The organism is Flagellimonas eckloniae, assembly GCF_001413955.1.
Lineage (GTDB): Bacteria > Bacteroidota > Bacteroidia > Flavobacteriales > Flavobacteriaceae > Flagellimonas > Flagellimonas eckloniae.
The window spans coordinates 514,818-538,867 of the sequence record NZ_LCTZ01000002.1 but is presented as its reverse complement, the minus strand read 5'-3'; the positions used below and the strand labels follow the sequence as shown (position 1 = coordinate 538,867).

The 24,050-nt window shown below is 37.3% G+C and carries 22 protein-coding genes; 16 read left to right on the top strand and 6 right to left on the bottom strand.

All coding sequences use genetic code 11. The features are described 5' to 3' along the window. Positions 1-134 precede the first annotated feature (134 nt). From dnaA to AAY42_RS02345, 3 genes are read left to right on the top strand one after another with little or no spacing between them, the layout of a single operon-like run. Positions 135-1,559, top strand: a complete 1,425-nt coding sequence (gene dnaA / locus AAY42_RS02355; protein ID WP_055392401.1) for a chromosomal replication initiator protein DnaA — start codon at positions 135-137, stop codon at positions 1,557-1,559. A gap of 13 nt (positions 1,560-1,572) precedes the next feature. Beyond that, positions 1,573-2,028: a low molecular weight protein-tyrosine-phosphatase gene (locus AAY42_RS02350; protein WP_055392400.1), complete on the top strand. Its 456-nt coding sequence runs from the start codon at positions 1,573-1,575 to the stop codon at positions 2,026-2,028. Further along, positions 2,029-2,757, top strand: coding sequence for an SAM-dependent methyltransferase (locus AAY42_RS02345; RefSeq protein WP_055392399.1), 729 nt, complete (start codon positions 2,029-2,031; stop codon positions 2,755-2,757). It begins immediately after the preceding gene. 51 nt (positions 2,758-2,808) lie between these two features. On the opposite strand, the gene AAY42_RS02340 is transcribed toward AAY42_RS02345, so the two are convergent. The 4 genes from AAY42_RS02340 to dapF all read right to left on the bottom strand — a co-directional run bounded on the left by AAY42_RS02340 (position 2,809) and on the right by dapF (position 5,946). Next, a complete protein-coding gene (locus AAY42_RS02340) occupies positions 2,809-3,450 on the bottom strand; it encodes a hypothetical protein (protein ID WP_055392398.1) in 642 nt (213 codons plus the stop codon). A 159-nt stretch (positions 3,451-3,609) separates the two neighbouring features. Continuing rightward, positions 3,610-4,653, bottom strand: a complete 1,044-nt coding sequence (gene mltG / locus AAY42_RS02335) for an endolytic transglycosylase MltG (RefSeq protein WP_055392397.1) — start codon at positions 4,651-4,653, stop codon at positions 3,610-3,612. Then, on the bottom strand, positions 4,643-5,179 hold the full coding sequence (locus AAY42_RS02330; protein ID WP_055392396.1) for a GNAT family N-acetyltransferase: 537 nt from the start codon (positions 5,177-5,179) through the stop codon (positions 4,643-4,645). Before AAY42_RS02330 ends, mltG begins: the two co-directional genes overlap by 11 nt. After that, complete coding sequence (gene dapF, locus AAY42_RS02325; RefSeq protein WP_055392395.1) at positions 5,173-5,946, bottom strand: diaminopimelate epimerase; 774 nt, start codon at positions 5,944-5,946, stop codon at positions 5,173-5,175. The genes AAY42_RS02330 and dapF overlap by 7 nt, the downstream gene beginning before the upstream one ends. A 133-nt stretch (positions 5,947-6,079) precedes the next feature. On the opposite strand from dapF, the gene AAY42_RS02320 reads away from it, so the two are divergent. The 11 genes from AAY42_RS02320 (at position 6,080) to AAY42_RS02270 (ending at position 20,507) form a co-directional block, all read left to right on the top strand. Beyond that, the gene (locus AAY42_RS02320) at positions 6,080-7,471 is read left to right on the top strand and encodes a S1C family serine protease (RefSeq protein WP_055392394.1); all 1,392 of its coding nucleotides are present in this window, start codon (positions 6,080-6,082) and stop codon (positions 7,469-7,471) included. A gap of 124 nt (positions 7,472-7,595) precedes the next feature. Beyond that, positions 7,596-9,044 (top strand): glyceraldehyde-3-phosphate dehydrogenase, encoded by a 1,449-nt coding sequence (locus AAY42_RS02315; protein ID WP_055392393.1) that lies wholly within the window; start codon positions 7,596-7,598, stop codon positions 9,042-9,044. Between the two features lie 109 nt (positions 9,045-9,153). After that, positions 9,154-9,759 carry a hypothetical protein gene (locus AAY42_RS02310; RefSeq protein WP_055392392.1) on the top strand — a complete coding sequence of 202 codons (606 nt, stop codon included), beginning with the start codon at positions 9,154-9,156 and terminating at the stop codon, positions 9,757-9,759. Positions 9,760-9,914: 155 nt separating this feature from the next. Next, positions 9,915-12,332, top strand: a complete 2,418-nt coding sequence (locus AAY42_RS02305) for a TonB-dependent receptor (protein ID WP_055392391.1) — start codon at positions 9,915-9,917, stop codon at positions 12,330-12,332. 12 nt (positions 12,333-12,344) lie between these two features. Further along, positions 12,345-12,785 carry a GNAT family N-acetyltransferase gene (locus AAY42_RS02300; protein ID WP_055392390.1) on the top strand — a complete coding sequence of 147 codons (441 nt, stop codon included), beginning with the start codon at positions 12,345-12,347 and terminating at the stop codon, positions 12,783-12,785. 40 nt (positions 12,786-12,825) lie between these two features. Continuing rightward, positions 12,826-13,500, top strand: coding sequence for a tRNA (guanosine(37)-N1)-methyltransferase TrmD (gene trmD, locus AAY42_RS02295; protein ID WP_055392389.1), 675 nt, complete (start codon positions 12,826-12,828; stop codon positions 13,498-13,500). 2 nt (positions 13,501-13,502) lie between these two features. Then, positions 13,503-13,817, top strand: coding sequence for a hypothetical protein (locus AAY42_RS02290; protein WP_055392388.1), 315 nt, complete (start codon positions 13,503-13,505; stop codon positions 13,815-13,817). Positions 13,818-13,948: 131 nt separating this feature from the next. After that, entirely contained in the window at positions 13,949-14,299 is a 351-nt protein-coding gene (rplS, locus tag AAY42_RS02285) for a 50S ribosomal protein L19 (protein ID WP_055392387.1), read from the top strand. A gap of 629 nt (positions 14,300-14,928) precedes the next feature. Then, positions 14,929-17,151 carry an NADP-dependent isocitrate dehydrogenase gene (locus AAY42_RS02280; RefSeq protein WP_055392386.1) on the top strand — a complete coding sequence of 741 codons (2,223 nt, stop codon included), beginning with the start codon at positions 14,929-14,931 and terminating at the stop codon, positions 17,149-17,151. Between the two features lie 86 nt (positions 17,152-17,237). Further along, complete coding sequence (locus tag AAY42_RS02275; RefSeq protein ID WP_055392385.1) at positions 17,238-18,053, top strand: DUF4249 family protein; 816 nt, start codon at positions 17,238-17,240, stop codon at positions 18,051-18,053. A 24-nt stretch (positions 18,054-18,077) separates the two neighbouring features. Beyond that, positions 18,078-20,507, top strand: coding sequence for a TonB-dependent receptor (locus AAY42_RS02270; RefSeq protein WP_055392384.1), 2,430 nt, complete (start codon positions 18,078-18,080; stop codon positions 20,505-20,507). A gap of 23 nt (positions 20,508-20,530) precedes the next feature. Here the strand turns inward: AAY42_RS02270 and AAY42_RS02265 are convergent, their stop codons facing one another. After that, positions 20,531-21,853: a GntP family permease gene (locus AAY42_RS02265; RefSeq protein ID WP_055392383.1), complete on the bottom strand. Its 1,323-nt coding sequence runs from the start codon at positions 21,851-21,853 to the stop codon at positions 20,531-20,533. A 58-nt stretch (positions 21,854-21,911) separates the two neighbouring features. Between AAY42_RS02265 and AAY42_RS02260 the strand changes: the two genes are divergently transcribed. Next, positions 21,912-22,145 (top strand): DUF6095 family protein, encoded by a 234-nt coding sequence (locus tag AAY42_RS02260; RefSeq protein WP_055392382.1) that lies wholly within the window; start codon positions 21,912-21,914, stop codon positions 22,143-22,145. On the opposite strand, the gene AAY42_RS02255 is transcribed toward AAY42_RS02260, so the two are convergent. Further along, positions 22,142-22,822, bottom strand: a complete 681-nt coding sequence (locus tag AAY42_RS02255) for a DUF4294 domain-containing protein (RefSeq protein WP_055392381.1) — start codon at positions 22,820-22,822, stop codon at positions 22,142-22,144. The genes AAY42_RS02260 and AAY42_RS02255 overlap by 4 nt on opposite strands. A gap of 102 nt (positions 22,823-22,924) precedes the next feature. On the opposite strand from AAY42_RS02255, the gene AAY42_RS02250 reads away from it, so the two are divergent. After that, the gene (locus AAY42_RS02250; RefSeq protein WP_055392380.1) at positions 22,925-24,013 is read left to right on the top strand and encodes a M42 family metallopeptidase; all 1,089 of its coding nucleotides are present in this window, start codon (positions 22,925-22,927) and stop codon (positions 24,011-24,013) included. Positions 24,014-24,050 lie beyond the last annotated feature (37 nt).

The window sequence follows — 24,050 nt, the reverse complement described above, 5'->3', positions numbered from 1 at the left end:
AACCACAAAATCATTTTTTTTTTCAAAGATTTGTTCACATATTTGTCGCATCCAAAAAGCATCTAAATATCCCCATTTGGATGTTTTAACTTAACAGCTTTAAAGCTAACCAACAAAACTAAGGAAAAACTTTTATGAGTGTTACTGCAAATTCCGTGTGGAAAAACTGTTTGGCTTTTATCCAGGATAATATCCAACCGCAGGCATTCAAAACTTGGTTTGAACCAATAAAACCGGTCAAGTTAACAGATAAGGCTTTAAGCATTCAAGTACCCAGTAAATTTTTCTACGAGTGGTTGGAAGAGCATTACGTAAAACTTTTAAAAGTTGCCCTAACCAAAGAATTGGGAAATAGCGCAAAACTTATCTACATCATTAAAATGGAAAATAAGTATGGTAACAAGGAACCGTTCACTGAACAGATTCCAAGTTCCAATAGAACCGCAGTTGGTCCACAGGAATTGGATGTACCCATTACCTCTAAAAGTCCTGAGCTAAAAAATCCTTTTGTAATACCCGGTATTCGGAATATAAAAATAGAATCACAGTTAAATCCTAGCTACAATTTCGAAAATTTCTTGGAAGGTGATTCCAACAGACTTGCAAGGTCTGCAGGTATGGCGGTGGCCAATAAGCCAGGTGGCACATCGTTTAATCCCTTGCTTGTTTTTGGTGGTGTAGGTTTGGGAAAAACACATTTAGCACATGCAATAGGAGTTGAAATCAAAGACAAGTACCCGGAAAAAACGGTGCTTTATATTTCAGCGGAAAAATTCACCCAACAATATATAGAGTCGGTAAAGAAGAATACCCGCAATGATTTTATCCATTTTTATCAGTTGATAGATGTTCTAATCATTGATGATGTCCAGTTTTTATCCGGTAAGTCTGGTACGCAGGACGTGTTCTTTCATATATTCAACCATTTGCACCAAAATGGCAAACAGGTCATATTAACATCGGACAAAGCTCCGGTTGATATGCAAGATATAGAGCAACGACTGCTTTCCCGTTTTAAGTGGGGACTTTCAGCTGAGTTGCAAAATCCAGATTTTGAAACCCGTATTTCGATACTCAAGAACAAGTTGTATCGAGATGGTGTTGAAATGCCAGACGATATTATTGATCATGTTGCCAAGAACATAAAAACCAATATTAGGGAATTGGAAGGCGCTATAATCTCTTTGATAGCCCAATCCTCTTTCAACAAACGTGAAGTTACTTTGGAATTGGCACAACAGGTAGTAGAGAAGTTTGTGAAAAATACCAAACGGGAAGTTTCTATCGATTATATTCAAAAAGTGGTCTCTGATTACTTTGAAATGGATGTAGCCACCTTGCAATCAAAAACCAGAAAAAGACATATTGTCCAAGCTAGGCAATTGGCCATGTTCTTTGCAAAAAAGTTCACCAAAGCTTCGCTGGCCAGTATTGGTTCCCAAATAGGGAAACGTGATCATGCCACAGTGCTTCACGCATGTAAAACGGTAGATAATCTTGCCGAAACGGATAAGCAATTCAGAAAATACATTGAAGATCTGAGTAAAAAATTCTCCTAATTCCTTCAACTTAATGAAAACCAAAGTCTTAATGGTCTGCTTGGGAAATATTTGCAGATCACCCTTGGCTGAGGGTATTTTAAAATCAAAAGTTGACCCCGATAATATTTTAGTAGATTCCGCAGGAACTGCTGGATACCATGTGGGCAATCCACCCGACGAAAGGTCTATTGCCGTTGCACAAAAGCACGGAATTGATATCAGCAATCAAAAGTGCAGACGATTTTCTAAAAACGATTTTAAGGAGTTTGATGTAATCTACGCCATGGACGAAAGTAATTTTGCCAATATTTTAAGGCTAGCGGATACTGATAAAGATGAGAAAAAGGTTAGATTGCTATTGGATGAAATTGATCTAGGTTTTTCGGAAGTCCCGGACCCTTACTATGGTGGAACGGATGGTTTTGAAAAGGTATATCAAATGATCGACCTTGCTTGTGGTGCAATTGAAAAAAAACTAATAAAATAGATGGAAGAAACAAAACCAGGCTTAGTTTTGGGCAAAGTCTATCTTATCCCCACTACCCTCGGGGACAATGCCCCATTGGAAGTACTTCCCATATCCGTGAAAAGAACCATTGAAAATATTGACCATTACATAGTTGAGAATGAAAAAACGGCCCGGAGGTTCATAAAAAAAGTAAGCCCCAGCAAGGCACAGCCAAGTTTGCATATTGAAACATTAAATAAATACACTGACCCCGCAGTCATACCGGCCTATTTGGAGCCTTGTATAAGTGGTCAAGATATTGGCGTTTTATCGGAAGCTGGATGCCCAGGAATAGCTGACCCAGGAGCCGAGGTGGCAAGAATTGCACATGAAAAACGAATACAGGTGGTTCCGCTTGTTGGTCCATCCTCTATCCTTATGGCAATGATGTCTAGCGGTATGAACGGGCAGAACTTTGCCTTTAATGGGTATTTGCCGATAGATGCCACTGAACGCAAGAGCAAAGTGAAAAGTTTAGAGAAACTTTCACGAGAGAAAGGACAATCACAAATATTCATGGAAACCCCATATAGGAATGATAAGCTCTTGTTAGAATTAACCAAAACGCTTCAAAAAAGCACTCGGCTGTGTATTGCCTGTGACATTACTTTGCCAACAGAGTTCATTCAAACCAAAACGGTTCATGAATGGAGTGAGATAACTATTAACCTTAACAAAAGGCCTACTATTTTTATCATTCAGGCATAAAAAAACCCAGAATACATTCCGGGTCTTTCTTCTTGCTTTTAAAAGTTGTTCTTAAACTTTAGCGTTTCTTTTTTGCTTGATTTTGGATATATCGTATCCAGCAAACTTTCTCATATACTGTGAGATATTACTCCCATATGCATCTGCAACATCATTCTTTCCATAGGAGCGTAAAAATTTCTTTACATTTCCTGCTCCGGCTAAATGTGCAGCAGCCAGAATACCAGACTCTGTGATTTCTATTCCACGGATTCGCTTTCCATTAAACCGTTTGATATCTTTTCGTAGTATCCATTTGTTCCGTGCAATATTGGTTTCAAACGTTCTTTCCTGAAGTGCCGGGTTTTTTATAAAATCATTTGCATTATAAACCCCCATCAAGTTCAAGGTGCTCAATCCAAATTGATATTTTCCTAAATATCCCAACGTATTGATTGCATGATATTTTCCTTGCGATTCTTTGAAAGCCAAAGCCTCCTTAAAACCATTATAGGCATTCCCTAAAAAAGGAGGGTAAACCACTTCATCTTCCGCAGAAATTGAATCTTGCAGCACGGTAATCTCCAAATCTGTCCCAGCCTTTAAAAAATCTGGAACTTTGTAATCTACTGTCTCAGTAACCGAATAGTAACCAAAACTTGTTAAAATCACAATCATGGCAAGATGCAAAACAAAACCTATCCATCTTTTCATAACTTACATATTTAGAATTTCAAAGCGTTTAAGCATTGAAATTAAATTTGGTCGACAAATATAGGGGGAGACTTTTTCTTAACACTTACGAAGCTCTTAAGTTTTTCTTAAATAGCTCTCAAATTACGTTAAAGCGCTGAAAATAAACGGCAAACAACATTATCTGACCACTTTTTGGGAATCTAACCATCGGGTATATTGTACCTTATTTCGGTTGTGCTGCGCCAGTGTTTTTGCAAACATGTGGTACCCAAAGTTGGAAACATCTGCCACAAAAAATAAATAATCGTGTTTTTCAGGATTTAAAACAGCCTCAATCGATGAAATATCGGGCATAGTAATCGGTCCAGGAGGAATTCCGCTATACTTATAAGTATTATAGGGTGAATCCATTTCCAAATCCTTGTATAAAACACGCTTGATGATTGTGTCGTAATTTCCCGTTTCTTTTTTGATTGCATAAATCACTGTTGGGTCAGCCTGCAGAAGTATTCCTTTTTTGATTCTATTTAGATACACTCCCGCAACCCTAGGTCTCTCATCTGCCTTAACCGTTTCTTTCTGCACAATAGCTGCCAAAGCGATTACCTTGTTTGGTGTCAGGTTCAATTTCTCTGCTTTTAGCAATCTTTCCTTAGTCCAATATTTTTGATACTCCTCATACATTCTTTCCCTAAAATCCGTCGCATTGGTATTCCAAAAGAACTCATAGGTGTTGGGTAGGTACATGCCCAGTTTCGTGTCTTTGTTAAACCCAGATTGCTTTAAAAACTCATCATCATTAACAGCATTAAGAAGTGAAAGGCTATCTGCTTCAATCTGTTCGGAAATTCTACCTGCCAATGATTGTAAGGATTCCTGATTGTTGAAGGAGACTCTGACAGGTGTATTCTTACTACGTAGGGAGTTTATAATATCATTATTGTTCATTCCTTTTTTAATAGGGAATTTTCCAGCTCTGATATTCGTTACATATCCTTTACGCTCCGCTACCGCTTCAAAAGTCCCCACATCTTTCAACAGTGGTTCTACAATCTTTTTTACCTCAGAAAATGAAGCATCCGAAGGGATAAAAACAAAAGCCTGCTCATTATTGAATTGGGTATTGGGCGAAAAAATGGCATTGTAAATCTGAAAGGCAACAAAACCACAAATCAACAATCCTAATATGGCCACAGCCCAAAGTGTTTTCTTAAGATACATTTTTTCTATTTACTTTTTGAAACATTATCTCATCCTTAAAACCTGTATTGGTCCGAATCCATTCTCGTTTCAACCCAACTTTTTCAAATCCCAGTTTTTCAAATAAATGAATACTGGCTGAATTGTCAGATAAAATATTTGCATATAATTGATGGAGGTCCAGCGTTGAGAATGCATAATTGCTGAGCAAGGTTATGGCCTCTGCGCCAAGTCCTTTGTTTCTGTTTTCTGAATTTGAAATAACAATTCCAATCCCTGCACGTCTATTTTTTGGATCAAAATCAAAAAGATCGATTAAACCTATGCACTTGTCCTGCATATCGCAAATACAAAGTCGCAATTGCTTTACATCATATATGTCGCGATGTACATTCTCCAAGTATAAACTAAGTACTTTTTTCGAATAGGGTTTAAGCGTGCCGCTTATTTCCCAAATGGAAGTATCATTTTCCAATTCGTAAAGAAAATCCAAATCCCTTGGTTCCAAAGCCCTCAAATAAACCTGTTTTCCTTTCAAGCTTAACATACTACTTCTCCTTTGTAAACCTGTTTTGCCGGTCCTTTCAAGAAAATATTGGTATAAGTATCACCTTTGAGTTTAAAACTAATGGTCAAATTACCACCTGGAGTATTGATTCTCACACTGTTTGAAGTCGTTTTTCCCAATTTATGCATTGCCAAGGCAACTGCTGTAACACCTGTCCCACAAGATAAAGTTTCATCTTCCACTCCCCTTTCATAGGTTCTGACATTAAATGCTCCATTACCAGATTGCTCAACAAAGTTGATGTTACTACCGGATTCACCATAAAGTCCATACCTAAGCTTTGCTCCTTCCTTCTGTACATTAAACTTCTCCAAATGTTCCACCAATTGTACATGATGTGGAGAACCGGTATCCAAAAAACTATACAAAGGTTTTTCTCTTATCTCATCAACATCGTTCATTTTAAGGTTGACAATGTCACCTTCAATAGTTGCAAAATGTAGTCCGTCAATCGCGTTAAAAGTCGTTTCGTTTTCGATAATTCCCAAATATTTGGCAAAAGCCACGGCGCATCTGCCCCCATTGCCACACATACTCTGACTTGCATCAGCATTATAATAATCCATATTAAAATCTGATGCACTGTCATTTTCCAACAAAATGAGTCCATCCCCACCAATACCAAATCTTCTGTCACATAACTTCGTGATTAATTCAGTGTTGTCTTTTGGAAAAGTTTGTTGACGGTTGTCTATAAACACAAAATCGTTTCCCGTACCCTGATATTTGAAAAACTGTAGTATCATATTTGGATGCAAAGGAACAAATATAGCGTATTCTTTAAGGTTTTTTTTGTAGTTAAAAACGAGTTAAATTGATAATGTTAAAATTGATTTCATTTAATTTTGTTGGAGCTTAATGTTAAATTATTACAGAATTATGAAGAGAATAGCCAGTTTATTTTTTGTATCGCTTTTTGCAGGTGCAATTACACTAGGAGCTTATAAAATATTTTTTGAAAAAGATGCTTATAAATGGGTTGTTTCAAATGAGGAAACGCCTTTCTTGAGTACGAGTAACCTATCAACCTCAGCCAAAGGTGCTGGAATCAATGAAGTTGATTTCACCATAGCCGCGGAAAAAACTGTAAACGCTGTGGTACACGTTAAAAATTTAGCCATTAATAAGGGTTCTAGCAGTCTTTCAGATTTCTTTTATGGTTTTGAAAAGAAACAAACTCCACAAGTTGGTACAGGATCGGGCGTTATCATTTCACCGGATGGATTTATAGTCACTAACAACCATGTTATTGCCAATGCAAGCCAGTTAGAGGTTACCTTAAATAATAATAAGACTTATGAAGCAGAGGTTATTGGAGCAGATTCCGACTCCGACATTGCTTTGTTAAAAATAGAGGTCAATAAACCATTGCCCTATTTGGCTTTTGGTGATTCCGACAATTCAAAAATTGGGGAATGGGTCTTAGCTGTAGGGAATCCGTTTAGTCTTACCTCTACAGTAACAGCAGGAATTGTAAGTGCCAAAGCCAGATCTTTGGGAAGAAATCAATCCTTTATTCAAACTGATGCTGCCGTGAACCCTGGAAACAGTGGTGGGGCCTTGGTCAACACCAACGGTGATCTAATTGGCATAAACACTGCAATTACATCGCAGACAGGGTCCTATGTTGGTTATTCTTTTGCTGTTCCAAGCAATATTGCAAAAAAAGTAGTTGAGGATATTATGGAGTTCGGCAATGTACAACGTGGATTGCTTGGAATCTCTGCCGCAAACACAAATTCAAGAGAAGCTATTGAGCTTGGCTATGATGAAATTGAAGGTGTCGTAATCTCTCAGGTATCAGAGGATTCCGGTGCGGAGGAAGCTGGTTTAAAAACAGGCGACATCATCAAACAAGTTGATAACATACGAATCCGCAAGTTTTCAGAACTTACCGGCTATCTTTCTTCTAAAAGACCTGGAGACATGGTCGAAGTTTTGGTGGATCGAGATGGAGAAAGAGTATCTAAGAATGTTACGCTCAAAAAGCAACAAACCATTATTTTACCCGCTACCGGTTTTATGGTAAAGAATCTATCCAAAGAGGATAAAAAGAGATTTGGTGTTAATAGTGGTGTAAAAATCATAGATGTTCCAGAAGGTTACAGCAGATACGATTTAAAAGATAAAGTAATCGTTGAAGTTGATGACAATGAAATCAAGAATATTGATGACGCCAAAGACTTATTTAGTAAAATATCAAGATACGGCAGAACAAGTTTTACCATGATCAATGATAAAGGGGAAAAGGAGCGTTTAATCCTACAATAACGGAATCTAAATATATAAAAAAGGCACTCTTTAAATGAGTGCCTTTTTTTGTTGCGATAATTTCACGAAAACGTTTGAAATATCTAATTTTGCCGACAACTAAACTTAAACTCAATTAAAATTCATGGGCGATATCAAGTCTTACGAAAAGGAACTCGCATTCCAAGCAGATAGAAGAAAAGCAACAACTGAATTTATTAAAATTATAAGTGATCTATGGTACGATAAGGCCATTGAAGTGGTCCTTTTCAAAAATCAAATCATAGACAAAAATGTAAGTGATATCATAAACTTACATGAATATGCTGGAGAATTTGTCCAAAAACCAATTTCCATTTTTGATTCTGTTGAAATTCTTAGGGCAATCAATGATATCAACTTACCTCCTGCCAAGCTGGATATTGGAAAGCTTACCTATGAATATCATTCTGATGATAATGACCATCTCAATGTAAAGGCATTCGTAATAGAAAAACTTACAGATGCCCAATCTTCCCAGGAAATCAAGCCAAAAGACGTAGTTCTATATGGTTTTGGTCGTATAGGAAGGTTGGTTGCCCGTGAACTGATGGCAAAAACCGGAAGAGGAAGTCAATTACGCCTAAGAGCCATTGTTGTAAGAGGCGAAATCAGTGAGGAAATACTCGAAAAAAGAGCTGCATTGCTAAAAACTGATTCCGTTCATGGCCAGTTTATGGGCACGGTGGATGTTGATATAAAAAATAGTGCTTTGGTCATCAATGGCACTACCGTGAAAATTATAACTGCGGATAAGCCTGAATCTATAGACTATACAAAGTATGGCATCTATAACGCCTTGATTATTGACAATACTGGTGCTTTCAGGGATAAAGCTTCGCTCTCCCGACATTTGGAAGCTAAAGGGGCCGGCAAGGTTTTACTTACCGCTCCTGGAAAAGAAATCCCTAACATTGTTCATGGGGTAAACCAAAAAGAATTTGATCCAGACAAGACCAAAATCTATTCTGCTGCCTCTTGTACTACAAATGCCATTACCCCAATATTAAAAGTTATTGAAGATTCCCTTGGAATTAAGAAAGGGCATTTGGAAACTATTCATGCATACACCAACGACCAGAATCTTGTGGATAATATGCATAAAAAGTACCGTCGAGGTCGTGCCGCAGCGCTTAACATGGTTATTACCGAAACCGGTGCAGGTGCCGCTGTTGCCAAGGCCCTACCCTCTTTAAAAGGTAAATTGACATCGAATGCAATACGAGTTCCAGTTCCAAACGGCTCGCTTGCCATCTTAAATCTTGAAATAAAGAACAAAACCTCAAAAGAAAGTGTAAACACTATTTTAAAAAAATATGCCCTTGAAGGTGATTTGGTAGAACAGATACAATATTCTCTTAGCAATGAATTGGTATCATCAGATATTGTTGGCACTTCTGCCCCATCCATATATGACAGCAAGGCCACTTTAGTTTCAGCAGATGGAAAAAGTTTGGTCCTATATATATGGTATGATAATGAATATGGTTATTCACATCAAGTTATCCGTCTTGCAAAATACATTGCCAAAGTAAGACGATACACGTATTATTAAATCATAAATATTCAAGTAGCAACCTCCATAAATATGATTTTCTTTTGATTTTTGGTTTATTGGTGTAATTTCGCCTTACCCTTAATCTAAATTAAAACGCATAATTACCATGAGACGTTTACAAGTTTTCTTATCCCTTGTTCTTTTTATCAGTGTTTTTTCAATTTCAGCTCAAAATCAAGATACTACGCCTGACACGGATACATCCATTGCCGGACAGTTTGAGGTACTGGAACGAAAGTCCACAAATTATAATGCACAGGGTAAACGCTATGAGGTAATTCGATTAATTGAACTGAATAAAATCAAAAAGAATATTTTTGATACCATTAGCTCGGCCAATCAATCTATAAAAGACCTTACTGCGACTATTACAAGCAATAAGGATGAAATAAATAGCCTTAACTCAAAACTTCAAGAAACCACTAACAACTTAAAGACCATTACTGCCGAAAAAGACAGTATATCGTTCTTTGGAGCTTTGATTAGCAAAGGAACCTACAACTTTATTTTATGGTCCATCATTTTTGGTTTATTGCTCTTTTTGTTATTGTTCATTTATAAGTTCAGGAACAGTAATTTTTTAACCCATCAGGCCAAAACTGCGCTTGCCGATGTTGAAAAAGAATACGAAGACCATAGGAGAAGAGCACTGGAACGTGAGCAGAAAATTAGCCGTCAGCTCCAGGATGAGCTGAACAAACAGAAGAAATAAATATTTGTTAAAGCTTCCCTGTTTGGAGGCTTTTTTGTTTAAATTTCATCATCAAAAAGGATTCACAGGTACAGTTACTGTCTTTCCTTTCTGCCTAGAATCTCACTTTTGCGTTTACCAACTATTGCTATATAGTTAATCATCAATCAAAAAACATGGACAAAAGAAAACTGACTTTTATTCCATTATTTCTGATATGCTTTTTTGTAAAAGCCCAAGAAATAAATGGAGAAATAGTCGATAGTAATGGACAAGGACTTGCCTTTGCCAATGTACTTTTACAAACCGCATCAGATTCCACACTAGTAAAAGGGGCAATTACCAATGATACAGGAACATTTACATTTGAAAGCGTCGCTTCTGGAAATTACATCATAACTGCTAGTATGGTGGGCTTCTCAACAAAAACAACCGATGCTTTTAGCTATCAACAGAATTCAATGTTTACCATTCCCACATTAACATTGACTGAGGGTGTTGAACTGGATGAGGTTGTGGTCCAGACCACAAAGCCCATTTTTGTTCAAAAGATTGACCGAATGGTAATCAATGTTGAAAATAGCATTGTGTCTGCCGGTAGCTCAGCTCTAGAAGTTTTAGAACGTTCCCCTGGAGTGATTGTGGACAGACAGAATAGTGCCATATCCTTGGCAGGGAAAAACGGAGTTGTGGTAATGATTGATGGAAAAATAAGCTACATGCCGCAGGAAAGCATTGTTCAGTTGTTGGAAGGTATGAGCTCTGACAATATTCAAAGTATTGAACTGATTACTACTCCTCCCGCAAATTTTGATGCGGAAGGAAATGCCGGTTTTATAAATATTGTGCTTAAAAAGAGAACAGATTTGGGTTTAAACGGCACCTATTCAGTTTCGGGAGGAATTGGAAACGGTGAAACCACCTCAGATAACATCAGCTTTAATTTTAGAAAAAACAAGATAAATCTTTTTGGCAACTATTCTTTCTTAATAGATACACAAGGACAACAATTCGACTTCTCAAGAATTTTCACAAATGAGCAAGACAATACGATAAATCTGGCTACTGTTTCCGACCGTGATCCAAGACAGCGTAATCATAATATACGGTTGGGAATGGATTATCAAGCCACAGACAAAACTGTCATAGGCATTCTGGTAGGAGCTTATGATAACAAATGGACTATGGATGCAGTGAACGATAGTAGAGAAACCGAAAACGGTGTTCCTTTTTCTTTTGTACAACTTTTGAACACAGAACGAAACCAATGGCAACATTTTAATTCCAACGTCAATCTTAAACATAATTTTAAGGACGATGAGTTCATAAGTGTGGATTTGGACTACTTGCACTATTACGATGAAAACCCTACAGATTACACCAACAGTTTTTTTGATGGGGACAACAATTTTCTTCGAGAAGAACTTACCCTCAGCGATAAAACAACCCCTATTAACATTGCGGTAGGCAAGGCAGATTATAGCAATCAATTAAATGAAAATTTAAAATTGGAAACAGGTATTAAAGCAGTGATATCAGACTTTGAAAATGATGTATCTGTCGCAACTTTTGATGGACAAAACTTTATTGAAGACCCTACCTTGACAAATAAAAGTGTCCTTAACGAGCATATTCTAGCAGCGTATACTTCTGTCGATTATAAACTGAAAGAAAAAACAAGCATGAAACTTGGTCTTCGATATGAGCATACCGACTCTGAGCTGGATACGGAAACCGAAGGCCGAGTTGTGGACCGAAATTTTGGTAACTTTTTTCCGAGCATCTTTGTTTCCCATTCGGTAAGCGATACCCTAAGTTTTAATCTGTCCTATTCTAAACGAATCACCCGACCAACCTTCAATAATTTGGCACCCTTTGTTATTTTTATTGACCCAACTACATTTTTATCAGGTAATTCGGCTTTACAACCAGCCACATCGAACTCAGTAAAATTTGACACCAATTATAAATCCATACTTCTTTCTTTTCAATATTCGGTCGAAGACCAACCCATATCTGGTTTTCAAGAACGTTTTGATGAAGCTACGGGAAGATTGTTTTTTGAGGCTGCCAACAATGATCAAACCAAATTATTTACCATCACATTAGGATTACCCATCAACTTTACCAATTGGTGGAAAATGCAAAACAATTTCATATTTATAAATACCAAGGTAAGCGCTTTACTTCAAGATTCTTCATTTAATTTTGAGCAAAATACCTTCCGGGCAAACAGCTCCAATTCTTTTACCATAACAAAGACTTTTAGTTCAGAGGTAAACCTTAATTATTTTGGAGCCAGTCTTTTTGGCATCCGGAAATTTGATCCAGTTTTTGGAATGAACATTGGTTTTCAGAAAAAACTCGGGGACAAATGGGGAACGCTCAGATTTGCCGTAAACGATGTGTTCGATTCTTTCGAATTTACGGGAAGAACCCAGATACCTGAACAAAACCTAAATACCGAAAACACCTTCGACTTTAGCAATCGTACTTTTCTTCTCACCTATTCCAGAAGTTTTGGAAATGATAAACTAAAATCCTCAAGACAACGAGGAACCGGTTCTGAAGATGAGCGCAGACGGGTGAATTAATTACATTTGTCCATGGAAATTAAAAATGTAACCCCTTCAGATATAGAACTTGTTCTTCCGCTATTTGATGCATATCGAATGTTCTATGAACAATCATCAGACATAGAAGCTTGCAGGCGTTTCTTAAAAGAGCGTTTCTTAAACAATGAGACTGTAGTTTTCTTAGCATTGGAAAATGACAAACCAGTTGGATTTACACAGCTTTACAAAACATTTTCTTCTGTATCATTACAACCATTTTATGTGCTGAATGATTTATTTGTTGTCCCACAATTTCGAAAAAAAGGAGTGGGAGAAGCATTATTAAAGCATGCAAAAACGTTTTGCAAAAAACAAGGTTTCAAAGGACTGGCACTCGAGACAGCAAAAGACAACCCAGCCCAAAAACTCTATGAGCGATTGGATTGGGAGAAAGATGAAGCATATTTTCACTACTTCTGGAAGAATTCCTAGATAAATTAACCATTATCTTTGACAACTTTCTATGTAAGCCATGCGAATAGACATTATTACAGTTTTACCCGAATTATTAAAAAGCCCTTTTGAAGCCTCTATTTTAAAACGAGCTATTGAGAAAAAGTTGGTGGAGGTACATTTTCACAACCTCAGAAAATACTCAATCGGTAATTACAAACAAGTTGATGACTATCAATTTGGTGGTGGAGCTGGAATGGTTTTAATGATAGAACCCATAGATAAGTGTATTTCAGAGCTCAAAAAAGAAAGGGAGTATGATGAAATCATTTACATGACTCCAGATGGCAATACCCTGAATCAGGGTATTTCAAATGAAATTTCCCTAAAAAAGAACATTATTATACTTTGTGGGCATTACAAAGGAGTAGACCAAAGAGTGCGCGATCTGTTCATAACGCGAGAAATATCCATTGGTGACTATGTACTTTCAGGAGGTGAATTGGCGGCAGCAGTTTTCTGTGATTCCATTATAAGGCTTCTTCCAGGGGTTTTAAATGACGAAACATCGGCACTGACAGATACTTTTCAAGATAACCTATTGGCACCACCGGTATACACGAGACCCTCAGATTACAAAGGGCATAAAGTGCCAGAGGTTTTGTTAAGCGGGGACTTTCCAAAAATTGAAAAATGGCGTGAAGAACAAGCAATGGAGCGAACGCGTCAAAGAAGACCTGATTTACTGAAATAACTATGGAATATTTAGAAAGTTACTTTGTTTTTGGCGGAATCTTAAAGATAATAGGACAACTTCTTTTTCTCATTGGTTGTATTGTGTTAGTACTAAAAAAGAAAAACAAGGGAACCGTCTTAATGCTCATAGGGGCTATTTTATCTATTTTGTTTGCACTGGCGAGCTTTCTTTTGACTTCTATTGCTGTCGGCAAGGGTACTACATTTCTTGCACGGGCTACAGTTATATTGAATTCCATTGGCCAATTTCCCCTTATTCTTGTTGGCATTGGGTTGCTGTTGTTTGGTACGAGCTATTCAAATAAAAAGCGTTAATTGCTTTTCTACTTTTAAAAGTCAAAAACACCTTGCTATTTATAAATATTGCATTATTTTTGCAATCTCAAAATTAACCTCTGACGAAACTCGTGTAAGTTAATCTTGGTAAACATTAAAAAAAATATAAAATGGAATCCCTTATAAAATTTGTTGAAGACGAATTTGTTCCAAAAAAAGAATTTCCAAAATTCTCGTCAGGTGACACCATCACAGTGTATTATGAGATTAAGGAAGGTGAAAAAACACGTACACAGTTCTTTAAAGGAGTTGTTATCCAACGAAGAGGAACTGGTGCTACAGAGACTTTTACAATCAGAAAAATGTCTGGTACAGTTGGTGTAGAAAGAATTTTTCCAATAAACATGCCAGCACTTCAAAGAGTAGAAGTCAACAAAAAAGGTAAAGTACGTAGATCAAGAATCTTCTACTTTAGAGGTCTTACAGGTAAAAAGGCCCGTATCAAAGAGATTAGGGGTTAATTTACAATCACTACGCAAAATAATAAAGCACCTCAACGGGTGCTTTTTTTATGAACAATTGTTAATAACCATAGTTCATATATTGTTGATTTTTAATCTATTACAAAATTTGGTTTTCCGCAACTTTCTCATACTTTAGTAAGAGAAATGGGAAGGAGATTATATCAAGTTTCGGTTTCTATTTTGAAGTTGACGTTCTTTAAAACTGATGTTTCCCTTTTTAATTGGTAACACTACTAATCACAAAAGGAATTTCGAATTCTGGAAAGCTTCGGCCAACCTCAAAGAGAAATAATAAATTTTATGTGCGGACGGAAGAGCAATTTTCTGTTTTGATAAGATTTAGGAAACTATTGGACCACTTTGCACAAGTGTTGTTTAGTTGAAAAATTAGAAGCATAGTGTTGAGTAAACGTCAAAAGGGCAACGGATGCAATCAATGGTTGCGATTTTGTGGCAACGCAAAATGATATCTTTTAGCTCTTTTCAGAAAGCCATATCAATGTTCACACATAGATATGGCTTTTGTTATTTCAAACCCTATCCAAAATCACACTTTTTAGTAAAATCACCTAGTATAGCAACAGTCATAAGTTGTATATTTGCACCGCTCAAATAAAAACACCTAAATGGCTAAGATTTTTTATACAAAAACCGATGAGGCGCCAGCCTTGGCAACATTATCTTTTTTACCTGTTGTAAAAGCGTTTACAAAAACTGCTGACATTAGTATAGAAACCAAAGATATTTCTCTTGCAGGTAGAATTATCTCAGTATTTCCCGAATTCTTGAATGCCGACCAGCAAATACCGGATAACCTGGCTCAATTGGGTGAATTGGCCAAAACACCAGAGGCAAACATCATTAAACTTCCCAATATAAGTGCTTCTATTCCACAATTAAAAGAAGCCATTGAAGAATTACAACAAAAAGGGTATAATTTACCAAGTTATCCTGATGAGCCTAAAACGGATGAGGAAAAAACAATCAAAGCCAAATACGATAAAATAAAAGGAAGTGCCGTAAACCCTGTTCTTAGAGAAGGTAATTCAGATAGAAGAGCCCCAAAGGCAATTAAAAACTATGCAAAGAAAAACCCACATTCAATGGGTGCATGGTCATCAGAATCCAAAACCCACGTGGCCACTATGGCCGAGGGGGACTTTAAGCACAACGAAAAGTCATTGACCATGAAAGCTGCTGGTGATGTTCGCATAGAGCTAGTAGATTCTAGTGGGACAACAACAGTTCTCAAAGAAAATGTTTCGCTTCAAAAAGATGAGGTCATTGATGCTACAGTCATGAGCAAAAACGCATTGGTAAGTTTCCTAAAAAAGGAAATTGCAGATGCCAAAAGCGAAAGCCTATTACTTTCTCTTCATTTTAAGGCCACCATGATGAAGGTTTCAGACCCAATCATTTTTGGCCATGCACTTAAAGCCTATTTTTCAGATTTGTTTGAAAAATATCAAGACACTTTCAATGCCTTGGGAATAAACGCCAATAATGGATTGGAAACCCTGTTTGATAAATTGGAAGAACTCCCTGAAGATAAACGTCAAGAAATTAAAAATGTAATTGCCCAGACAATAGCAAACGGACCTGATTTGGCAATGGTTAATTCTGACAAGGGAATTACAAACCTCCATGTTCCCAGTGATATTATCATTGACGCATCAATGCCTGCCATGATTAGGAGTTCAGGTAAAATGTGGGACAAAAATGGAAAACTTCAAGACACAAAGGCGGTAATCCCAGATAGTAGTTATGCTGGTATCTATCAAGCCACCATTGATTTTTGCAAAGAACACGGGGCATTTGACCCAACTACCATGGGAACAGTTCCCAATGTAGGCCTTATGGCCCAAAAAGCAGAGGAATATGGCTCGCATGACAAAACTTTTGAAATTAAAAACGCAGGCACGGTAAAGGTTGTAAACGTATCTAGCAATGAAACCCTAATTCAACATAATGTTGAGGAAGGGGATATATGGAGAATGTGCCAGGTAAAAGATGCTCCAATCCAGGACTGGGTTAAACTGGCCGTATCACGAGCACGAGCAACAAATACCCCTGCTGTTTTTTGGTTGGATAAAGAAAGAGCCCATGATGCGGAACTTATCACTAAGGTTGATGAATATCTTAAACATCATGACACCACGGGTCTCGATATACAGATTTTATCACCGATTGAAGCTACAAAATTCACTCTAAAACGCATAAAAGAAGGAAAAGACACCATTTCAGTTTCTGGTAATGTATTGCGCGATTACCTTACGGATTTGTTCCCAATACTTGAGGTAGGTACCAGTGCCAAGATGTTATCCATAGTTCCATTAATGAATGGTGGCGGGTTGTTTGAAACAGGAGCAGGTGGTTCCGCGCCCAAGCATGTAGAACAGTTTTTAGAGGAAGGACATCTTCGCTGGGATTCTCTAGGTGAATTTTTGGCGCTTGGGGTTTCTCTGGAGCACTTTGGAGAAAAAAATCTAAATAAAAAAGCTTCTGTCCTTGCAGATGCATTGGATAAGGCTACCGAAAAGTTTCTGGACAACGACAAATCACCTTCACGGAAAGTGAATGAACTGGATACACGTGGCAGCCATTTTTATTTAACGCTTTATTGGGCGGAACAACTGGCAACTCAAAATGAAAATGAGGAATTAAAATCGATTTTTTTCACAGTTTTTCAGGAATTGCAATCAAAGGAAAGCCAAATAGCACAAGAATTGATTGATGCCCAAGGAGCTGCAGTTGACATTGCAGGGTATTATTTACCAGATGTGAACCTAGCTTCCAAAGCAATGCGTCCAAGTGAAACATTCAACAGCATATTAAATACCATTGCCTAATTACTAGCTATGGTAATTAACAAATTGTTAAACTATGCTATTTGAGCTAATGATTGCCTATTTTAGACTTTCGTACCCCAAATAGCATGGTTTTAAAGAACAGTTTATATGTTACCTTTTTCTTTTTCCTATTTATTAGTTGCGAAGAGGCCATAGATATTGACCTACCAACATCCGAGACAAGGCTTGTTATAGATGCCATCATAGGGTTTAATGATAATAATGGCGATCCTATCATAAATGGTGAAGTAAAACTTACATTGACGGGGCCATTCTTTCAAGATGAAACTTTTCCGGCTGAAAATGCCACAGCCACAATTATTGATGAGCAAAGTGGGCAATCATTTTCACTTGTGGAAAACGCTCCGGGTGTTTTTAGTGCAGGCTTTCCTAGTTTTGAACTCGATAGGGACTATACATTGTTGGTCAATTATAACGATGAAGTCTATACAGCCACACAGCAATTGCAAAAATCTCCTGTTATCGATATGATTGAACAGGGGGACGGGTTTCTATTTGATGAAGAAGAAGAAACCGAAATCTTGATCTCCTTCACAGATATTCCCAACGAGATTAACCACTATTTGTTTTCGTTTGGTTTTGATAATTTTTTGGTGGTTGATGATGAGTTTTTTCAAGACGGTCAACTCACATTTTCGTATTTCTATGAAGAGGTTGAACCTGGTGATATAGTTGCTATAACCCTTCTTGGAATTGATAGCAACTTTGCAACCTACGCTAATTTGGCATTGGCACAATCCGGCGAAGATGGAGGTGGTCCTTTTGCAACCCCTCCTGCTACCTTGAGAGGTAATATTATTAATGAAACAAATTCAAGCAACCTGCCTTTTGGATATTTCGCTTTAAGTGAATTTGATACCAAACTATTAATGATTCAATAACTCGGGCTTATTCTTTTGTGACCTATGGCATTAAACTATAATGAAATTAAAATACAGCCTAAAAAAATATGCCTCCTTCTTTTAGTTTTGGTTTTAAGTAGTCTTCAGGTTGAAGCACAACAAAAATATACACTCAGCGGTACCATTTCAGAGGCCAGCAGTAATGAGACATTAATAGGGGTCAACGTGCTGTTCCCTAGCCTAAAAACAGGTGTTACTACCAATGAATACGGTTTTTATTCCATAACACTCCCCGAAGGGCAATATGAAATAATTGTAAGTTATTTAGGCTTTCAGGATGTTAGGGAAAGTATAGATTTAAGCACGGACATCAAAAAAGATTTTAGCTTATTGGAAGAAGCTGAACAGCTCGAAGAGGTAGTCATTACCGATGATGTTGAGCGTTTGGATATACGAAAACCTCAAATGAGTGTTAACACTTTATCCGCTGGTACAATAAAACAGATTCCTGTGGTCCTTGGAGAATCGGATGTTATAAAGTCTTTATTGTTATTACCCGGTATTTCCAATGCTGGTGAGGCGTCTTCAGGATTTAATGTTAGAGGAGGTGCCGTAGATCAGAATCTTATCTTATTGGATGAGGCTATCGTATTCAATTCATCGCACCTTTTTGGTTTATTTTCTGTTTTCAATCCAGATGCCATCAAAGATGTAAAACTGTTTAAGGGTGGTATTCCAGCAAGATATGGAGGAAGATTATCCTCAGTACTGGAAATCTTTCAAAAGGAAGGAAATAGCAAAGAACTCAAAGTAAACGGTGGAATTGGGGCCATTTCAAGTAGGTTGCTCATAGAAGGGCCTATTGCTAAAGACAGATCTTCTTTTTTGGTTGGTGGCAGGGCATCTTATGCCCATCTTTTTTTACCCTTGTTCGATGTAAACAATAAAGCCTATTTCTATGACCTAAATACGAAAATCAGTCATAAAATAAACGACAGGAACAATATTTACTTATCAGGTTATTTTGGGCGCGACTTATTCAGTATTAATGAAAGTTTTGTCAACACTTATGGAAATGCGGTCGGTAACTTTAGGTGGAACCATTTGTTTTCTGATAAATTGTTTTCCAATCTATCGGTAATCTATTCAGATTATTTCTATGGATTAGTACTTGATTTTGTGGGTTTTGAATGGGATTCGGGAATTCAAAACTTTAACCTGAAATATGACCTTAAACATTACCTTAACGATAAGTTTCAGGTCAATTATGGATTGAACAATATCTATTATGTCTTCAATCCTGGAAAAATAAAGCCTAACCGTGCAGACTCTGGCATTGTAGAAGATCAAATCACCAAAAAATATGCTAACGAAACCGCAGCATATGTAGATATTGAACATAAAATAAATGAAAGGCTAAGTTTAAATTATGGTCTTAGAGTAAGTCATTTTAACAGATTGGGACAGGATGAATTTTTTGTTTACGAAAATGACAATCCAATATTCTTTGATCCTACCTTTCAAATTTACCGTGAAGGCAATCCCATTGATACTATTGACCCTGGAAGAGGAAGTAGTTTGGAGAAGTTTACCAATTTGGAACCAAGGGTCTCCCTTTCCTATAATTTTAATGCAAAGCGCTCTATAAAGGCCAGTTATACACGGTTGGCACAATACCTACATCTTCTTTCCAATACCAGCTCTCCTACTCCTTTGGATGTATGGACACCCAGCGGCCCATTTGTAGAACCTCAATTGTTAGATCAATACGCTATTGGCTATTTTCAGGATATAAACGATGGTGAATTTTCTTTTGAAACTGAGTTGTTCTATAAAGACATTCAAAATAGAATAGATTACATAGATGGGGCTGATCTAATTGCAAATGATGCCATTGAACAAGTTATCTTAAGTGGTGAAGCAAGAGCTTATGGGTTGGAAGTATTGGTGCGGAAAAATGAAGGCCGATTTAAAGGCTGGCTATCCTATACCCTATCCAAATCTGAACAACGCACTCCAGGAAGAACCGCTTCTGCAGCCAATGGAATATCAAATTTGGAAACTGGAATTAATTTTGGGGAATGGTACAATACGCCATATGACAAAACACATGACCTCTCCTTATTTGGTAGTTATGATTTAAATGAGAAATGGAATTTCAATGCCAATTTTGTATTTCAAACGGGGCAGCCCACAAACTATCCCATTGGGCAATTTGAGTTTCAAGGTTTAACAATCCCCTATTATGGATTACGAAATGATGAACGCCTTCCCGCCTATCACAGATTAGATATTTCAGCTACTTTAACCCCAAGAAAGAACCGTAAAAGGAAAGTACAATCAGAATGGGTCTTCAGCATCTACAATGCATATAATCGTATGAATGCCGCTTCCATCAACTTTAGGGAAAACGAAGATAACGGAAGAAATGAAGCACTTCGGACGTCTATTTTTGGAATTATACCTTCAGTAACCTACAATTTCAAGTTTTAATCAAAACACGATTCCAAACACCTTTAAAGGAATTGATATAAAAGCAAAATCATCAAAATTCCAACGGTTCCCTGTACTAGAGTACCCAACGTATGTCCTTTTAAAGCTGTTTTTACATTCATGTTCGAAAACTGGGATACCACCCAAAAATAGCTGTCATTTATATGGGAAACGGTCATTGCACCTGCCCCAATAGCAAGAACCGCAAGGGCTTTGTCAGAAATTGAAAATAATCCAAACGTTTCCAGCAAAGGAGCAATTATTGCAGATGTGGTTATTATTGCCACAGTGGAAGAACCCTGAGCCGTTTTTAATACCATTGCAATGGTAAATGAAATTAAAAGACCTCCAATACCCGAACTGGATTCAAGGTCGATTATCGATGCGATATCAATGGTACGAAGAATTGCCCCAAAGGCACCACCTGCACCTGTAATCAAAACTATCAACCCTGCCTGCTTAAAGGCTTCCGTTACCCACCCTTCCTTCTGTTCTTTAGCTATTTTTCTACTTAAAAAGAAAGCAAAAAATACTCCTATCAACAACGCAATGATAGGATTTCCTAAAAAATCAAAGACTTCGAATAAAATCTCCTTTCCTAAAGGAAATGTGGGGTAATTGACCACGGACTTCATCGCAATTAAACAAATGGGAGCCAAAAGTGGTAAAAAAGCTTGAATTGGTTTAATACTATGCGTCTCATCTTTAATCTCTGATACTTTGATTTCTTCTTTACTGTCTTGTTTTAAGGATTTTCCGATAAAACTTGCCCAAAAATAACCAGCTAAAGATACCGGAATGGAAACCGCCAAACCCAATACCAATACCATCCCTAAATCAGCTCCTAAAATTGCTGCTGCAGCCAAAGGACCTGGTGTTGGTGGAACGAATACATGTGCCGCATAAAGACCAGTGGCCAATGAAATGGCAAAAACCAAAACTGGAATACCAGTCTTTTTGCTAATGGCTTTGTTTAAAGACGAAAGAATTATAAATCCCGAATCACAAAAAACAGGTATGGAAATGATATATCCGGCCAAATTCATGGCCAAAGGAGAACGTTTCAGTCCAACAAACTTCAGTACTGTATTTGCCAAGACCTTGGTGCTTCCTGTTTTTTCCAAATAAATCCCAATAACGGTCCCAAAAGCAATAACCAAACCTATTCCTGAAAGTGTTTTTCCAAATCCATCACCAATCGTTGTCATAATATCCTTTGGAGAAAGTCCAAGCAAAAATCCTGTAGTCAGGGCCGCAAGGGTCAATGAAAAAATTGGGTGCATTTTAAACTTCACCGTTGCAAAAATGATGAACAGGACAACTCCTGCCAATATCAGTATTTCCATGCTTAAGTTTTAGGCTACTATAAACTAAATATAAGCTAATATTCCTATTTTAGTATCCATGCGAACAGACAAGGAACTTTTGGTAAAAGGGCTTAAATTTATAGGGTATACGGTGGCATTTATGTTTTTGGCACCTTTTGTACTATCGCAAGCTTTCAAAAATCAAGAACACCCAGCGTACATTCCAGTTTTAATTATTGGGTTAGTATTGGCCGTAGCTGCAATTGGCCTGGGGTTTTATAGCATTAAAATTTTTATGGACGCACTTTTCGGAAAGAAATCGAAAAACTAATTTTTCCCATTGGGGTCATTCTTCCATTTATTGTTAAGCTGGGCATAGTCGTAGTCCAAAACAGATTCTTGCCGCTCTAGCCTATTGGACGCAAATGCTCGTTGTAAAATATCCTCAATCAAATAGTCTTCATGTATTGCTTCAGGATGAAATTCTTCTTTTATGCTGATTTTAAATGCCTTGGCCGTAGTATTGTACCAAAATGCTCGCCAACCACTTCGTAACTCCTTCACCAAATTGAACGCTGTTATACCTGTTTGACGATAAATCAACTTGATTAAAATCTGTCCTTCCGTACGTGTCAGTTTTTTAAGTTTATCGGAAAACTCACCTTCAATATATTTCTGAACTTCTTTGGTATATTTTTTTTTGTGCCTTTTCTTTTTGATTTTGGCCAAACTATCATTCAATTCCACCAAACGTTCTGCTGCAAGTTTTGCATAAGGATATACTTTCAATGTTTTTCTTCGGAGAATATAATATCTGAGCTTTTCCTTTCTATCGGCAAACTCCAATTTTCCAAAAATATAGACTTCATCAAGTTCAATGGAGCTCTGTAAAATGGAATCCCCTTCGAACCTAACATAATAATCCGCAACAGAATCTTTGGTGATTTCCTGAGAAAACCCAAAAGTGAAAATTGCGAAGAAGATAATAACTAAACTGCGGCGAAGCATTTGTTTTATTTATCAAAAGTAATGTCAAAATTAAGGATAAACCTAGGAATTGGCTATTAATTAAAAGTGAATATTGTTATGTTTGTGGATTAAAATATATACATGGCAAGTTCAAAAATCATTAACGCTAAATCTCTTAAGTTCTTCGAAAAATATCTAAATAATGCCTCCCCTACTGGTTATGAATGGGAAGGGCAAAAAATTTGGATGGATTATTTGAAACCTTATGTGGATGATTTTATTACCGATACGTACGGTACAGCAGTTGGGGTCATAAACCCCAATGCCAAATACAAAGTTGTTATTGAAGGCCATTCAGATGAAATCTCGTGGTATGTTAACTACATCACGGACAACGGATTGATTTATGTTATTAGAAATGGAGGAAGCGATCACCAGATAGCACCTTCCAAATGGGTAAACATCCATACCAAAAAAGGCATTGTAAAAGGTATTTTTGGTTGGCCAGCAATTCATACCAGAAATAGAGGGAAGGAAGAACCGCCAAAGCTTGATAATATTTGTATTGATATTGGTGCGAAGGACAAGGAAGAAGTTGGTAAAATGGGGGTCCACGTGGGCTGCGTTATCACCTATCCAGATGAATTTCAAGTTTTAAATAAAAATAAATTTGTTTGTCGGGCCATAGATAATCGTGCAGGAGGTTTTATGATTGCTGAAGTTGCACGTTTATTGCATGAAAATAAAAATGAATTGCCGTTTGGGCTTTACATTACCAACTCCGTACAAGAGGAAATTGGATTGCGTGGTGCCGAAATGATCACCCAAACCATAAAACCAGATGTTGCCATAGTGACCGATGTCTGCCATGACACCACTACCCCCATGATCGATAAAAAGAAAGAAGGAGAAACAGCGATTGGTTCAGGTCCGGTGATTTCCTATGCGCCAGCCGTACAGAACAAGCTTAGGGAACGAATCATTGAAACCGCAGAGGCCAAAAAGATTCCTTTTCAACGTCTGGCTTCATCTCGTTACACGGGAACGGATACAGACGCTTTTGCATATAGTAATGGTGGTGTAGCCTCTGCTTTAATTTCACTTCCACTTAGATATATGCACACTACTGTTGAGACTGTGCATAAAGACGATGTTGAAAATGTGATTCGATTAATATATGAAACGCTGTTGACCATAAAAGAGGGCGAGACATTTAGTTATTTTGATTAAGTTCAAGGTGGAGAGGTCCAAAAGATAGTTTTCGGCA

Coding starts and splice junctions, on each gene's coding strand:
- AAY42_RS02305 (WP_055392391.1), top strand. CDS start 9,915: ATGGACAAAAGAAAACTGACTTTTATTCCATTATTTCTGATATGCTTT.
- AAY42_RS02255 (WP_055392381.1), bottom strand. CDS start 22,822: ATGCTTCGCCGCAGTTTAGTTATTATCTTCTTCGCAATTTTCACTTTT.
- dapF (WP_055392395.1), bottom strand. CDS start 5,946: ATGATACTACAGTTTTTCAAATATCAGGGTACGGGAAACGATTTTGTG.
- mltG (WP_055392397.1), bottom strand. CDS start 4,653: ATGTATCTTAAGAAAACACTTTGGGCTGTGGCCATATTAGGATTGTTG.
- AAY42_RS02315 (WP_055392393.1), top strand. CDS start 7,596: ATGGGCGATATCAAGTCTTACGAAAAGGAACTCGCATTCCAAGCAGAT.
- AAY42_RS02275 (WP_055392385.1), top strand. CDS start 17,238: ATGGTTTTAAAGAACAGTTTATATGTTACCTTTTTCTTTTTCCTATTT.
- AAY42_RS02350 (WP_055392400.1), top strand. CDS start 1,573: ATGAAAACCAAAGTCTTAATGGTCTGCTTGGGAAATATTTGCAGATCA.
- AAY42_RS02290 (WP_055392388.1), top strand. CDS start 13,503: ATGGAATATTTAGAAAGTTACTTTGTTTTTGGCGGAATCTTAAAGATA.
- AAY42_RS02260 (WP_055392382.1), top strand. CDS start 21,912: ATGCGAACAGACAAGGAACTTTTGGTAAAAGGGCTTAAATTTATAGGG.
- AAY42_RS02250 (WP_055392380.1), top strand. CDS start 22,925: ATGGCAAGTTCAAAAATCATTAACGCTAAATCTCTTAAGTTCTTCGAA.
- AAY42_RS02280 (WP_055392386.1), top strand. CDS start 14,929: ATGGCTAAGATTTTTTATACAAAAACCGATGAGGCGCCAGCCTTGGCA.
- AAY42_RS02340 (WP_055392398.1), bottom strand. CDS start 3,450: ATGAAAAGATGGATAGGTTTTGTTTTGCATCTTGCCATGATTGTGATT.
- AAY42_RS02320 (WP_055392394.1), top strand. CDS start 6,080: ATGAAGAGAATAGCCAGTTTATTTTTTGTATCGCTTTTTGCAGGTGCA.
- AAY42_RS02300 (WP_055392390.1), top strand. CDS start 12,345: ATGGAAATTAAAAATGTAACCCCTTCAGATATAGAACTTGTTCTTCCG.
- dnaA (WP_055392401.1), top strand. CDS start 135: ATGAGTGTTACTGCAAATTCCGTGTGGAAAAACTGTTTGGCTTTTATC.
- AAY42_RS02310 (WP_055392392.1), top strand. CDS start 9,154: ATGAGACGTTTACAAGTTTTCTTATCCCTTGTTCTTTTTATCAGTGTT.
- AAY42_RS02345 (WP_055392399.1), top strand. CDS start 2,029: ATGGAAGAAACAAAACCAGGCTTAGTTTTGGGCAAAGTCTATCTTATC.
- AAY42_RS02330 (WP_055392396.1), bottom strand. CDS start 5,179: ATGTTAAGCTTGAAAGGAAAACAGGTTTATTTGAGGGCTTTGGAACCA.
- AAY42_RS02270 (WP_055392384.1), top strand. CDS start 18,078: ATGGCATTAAACTATAATGAAATTAAAATACAGCCTAAAAAAATATGC.
- AAY42_RS02265 (WP_055392383.1), bottom strand. CDS start 21,853: ATGGAAATACTGATATTGGCAGGAGTTGTCCTGTTCATCATTTTTGCA.
- rplS (WP_055392387.1), top strand. CDS start 13,949: ATGGAATCCCTTATAAAATTTGTTGAAGACGAATTTGTTCCAAAAAAA.
- trmD (WP_055392389.1), top strand. CDS start 12,826: ATGCGAATAGACATTATTACAGTTTTACCCGAATTATTAAAAAGCCCT.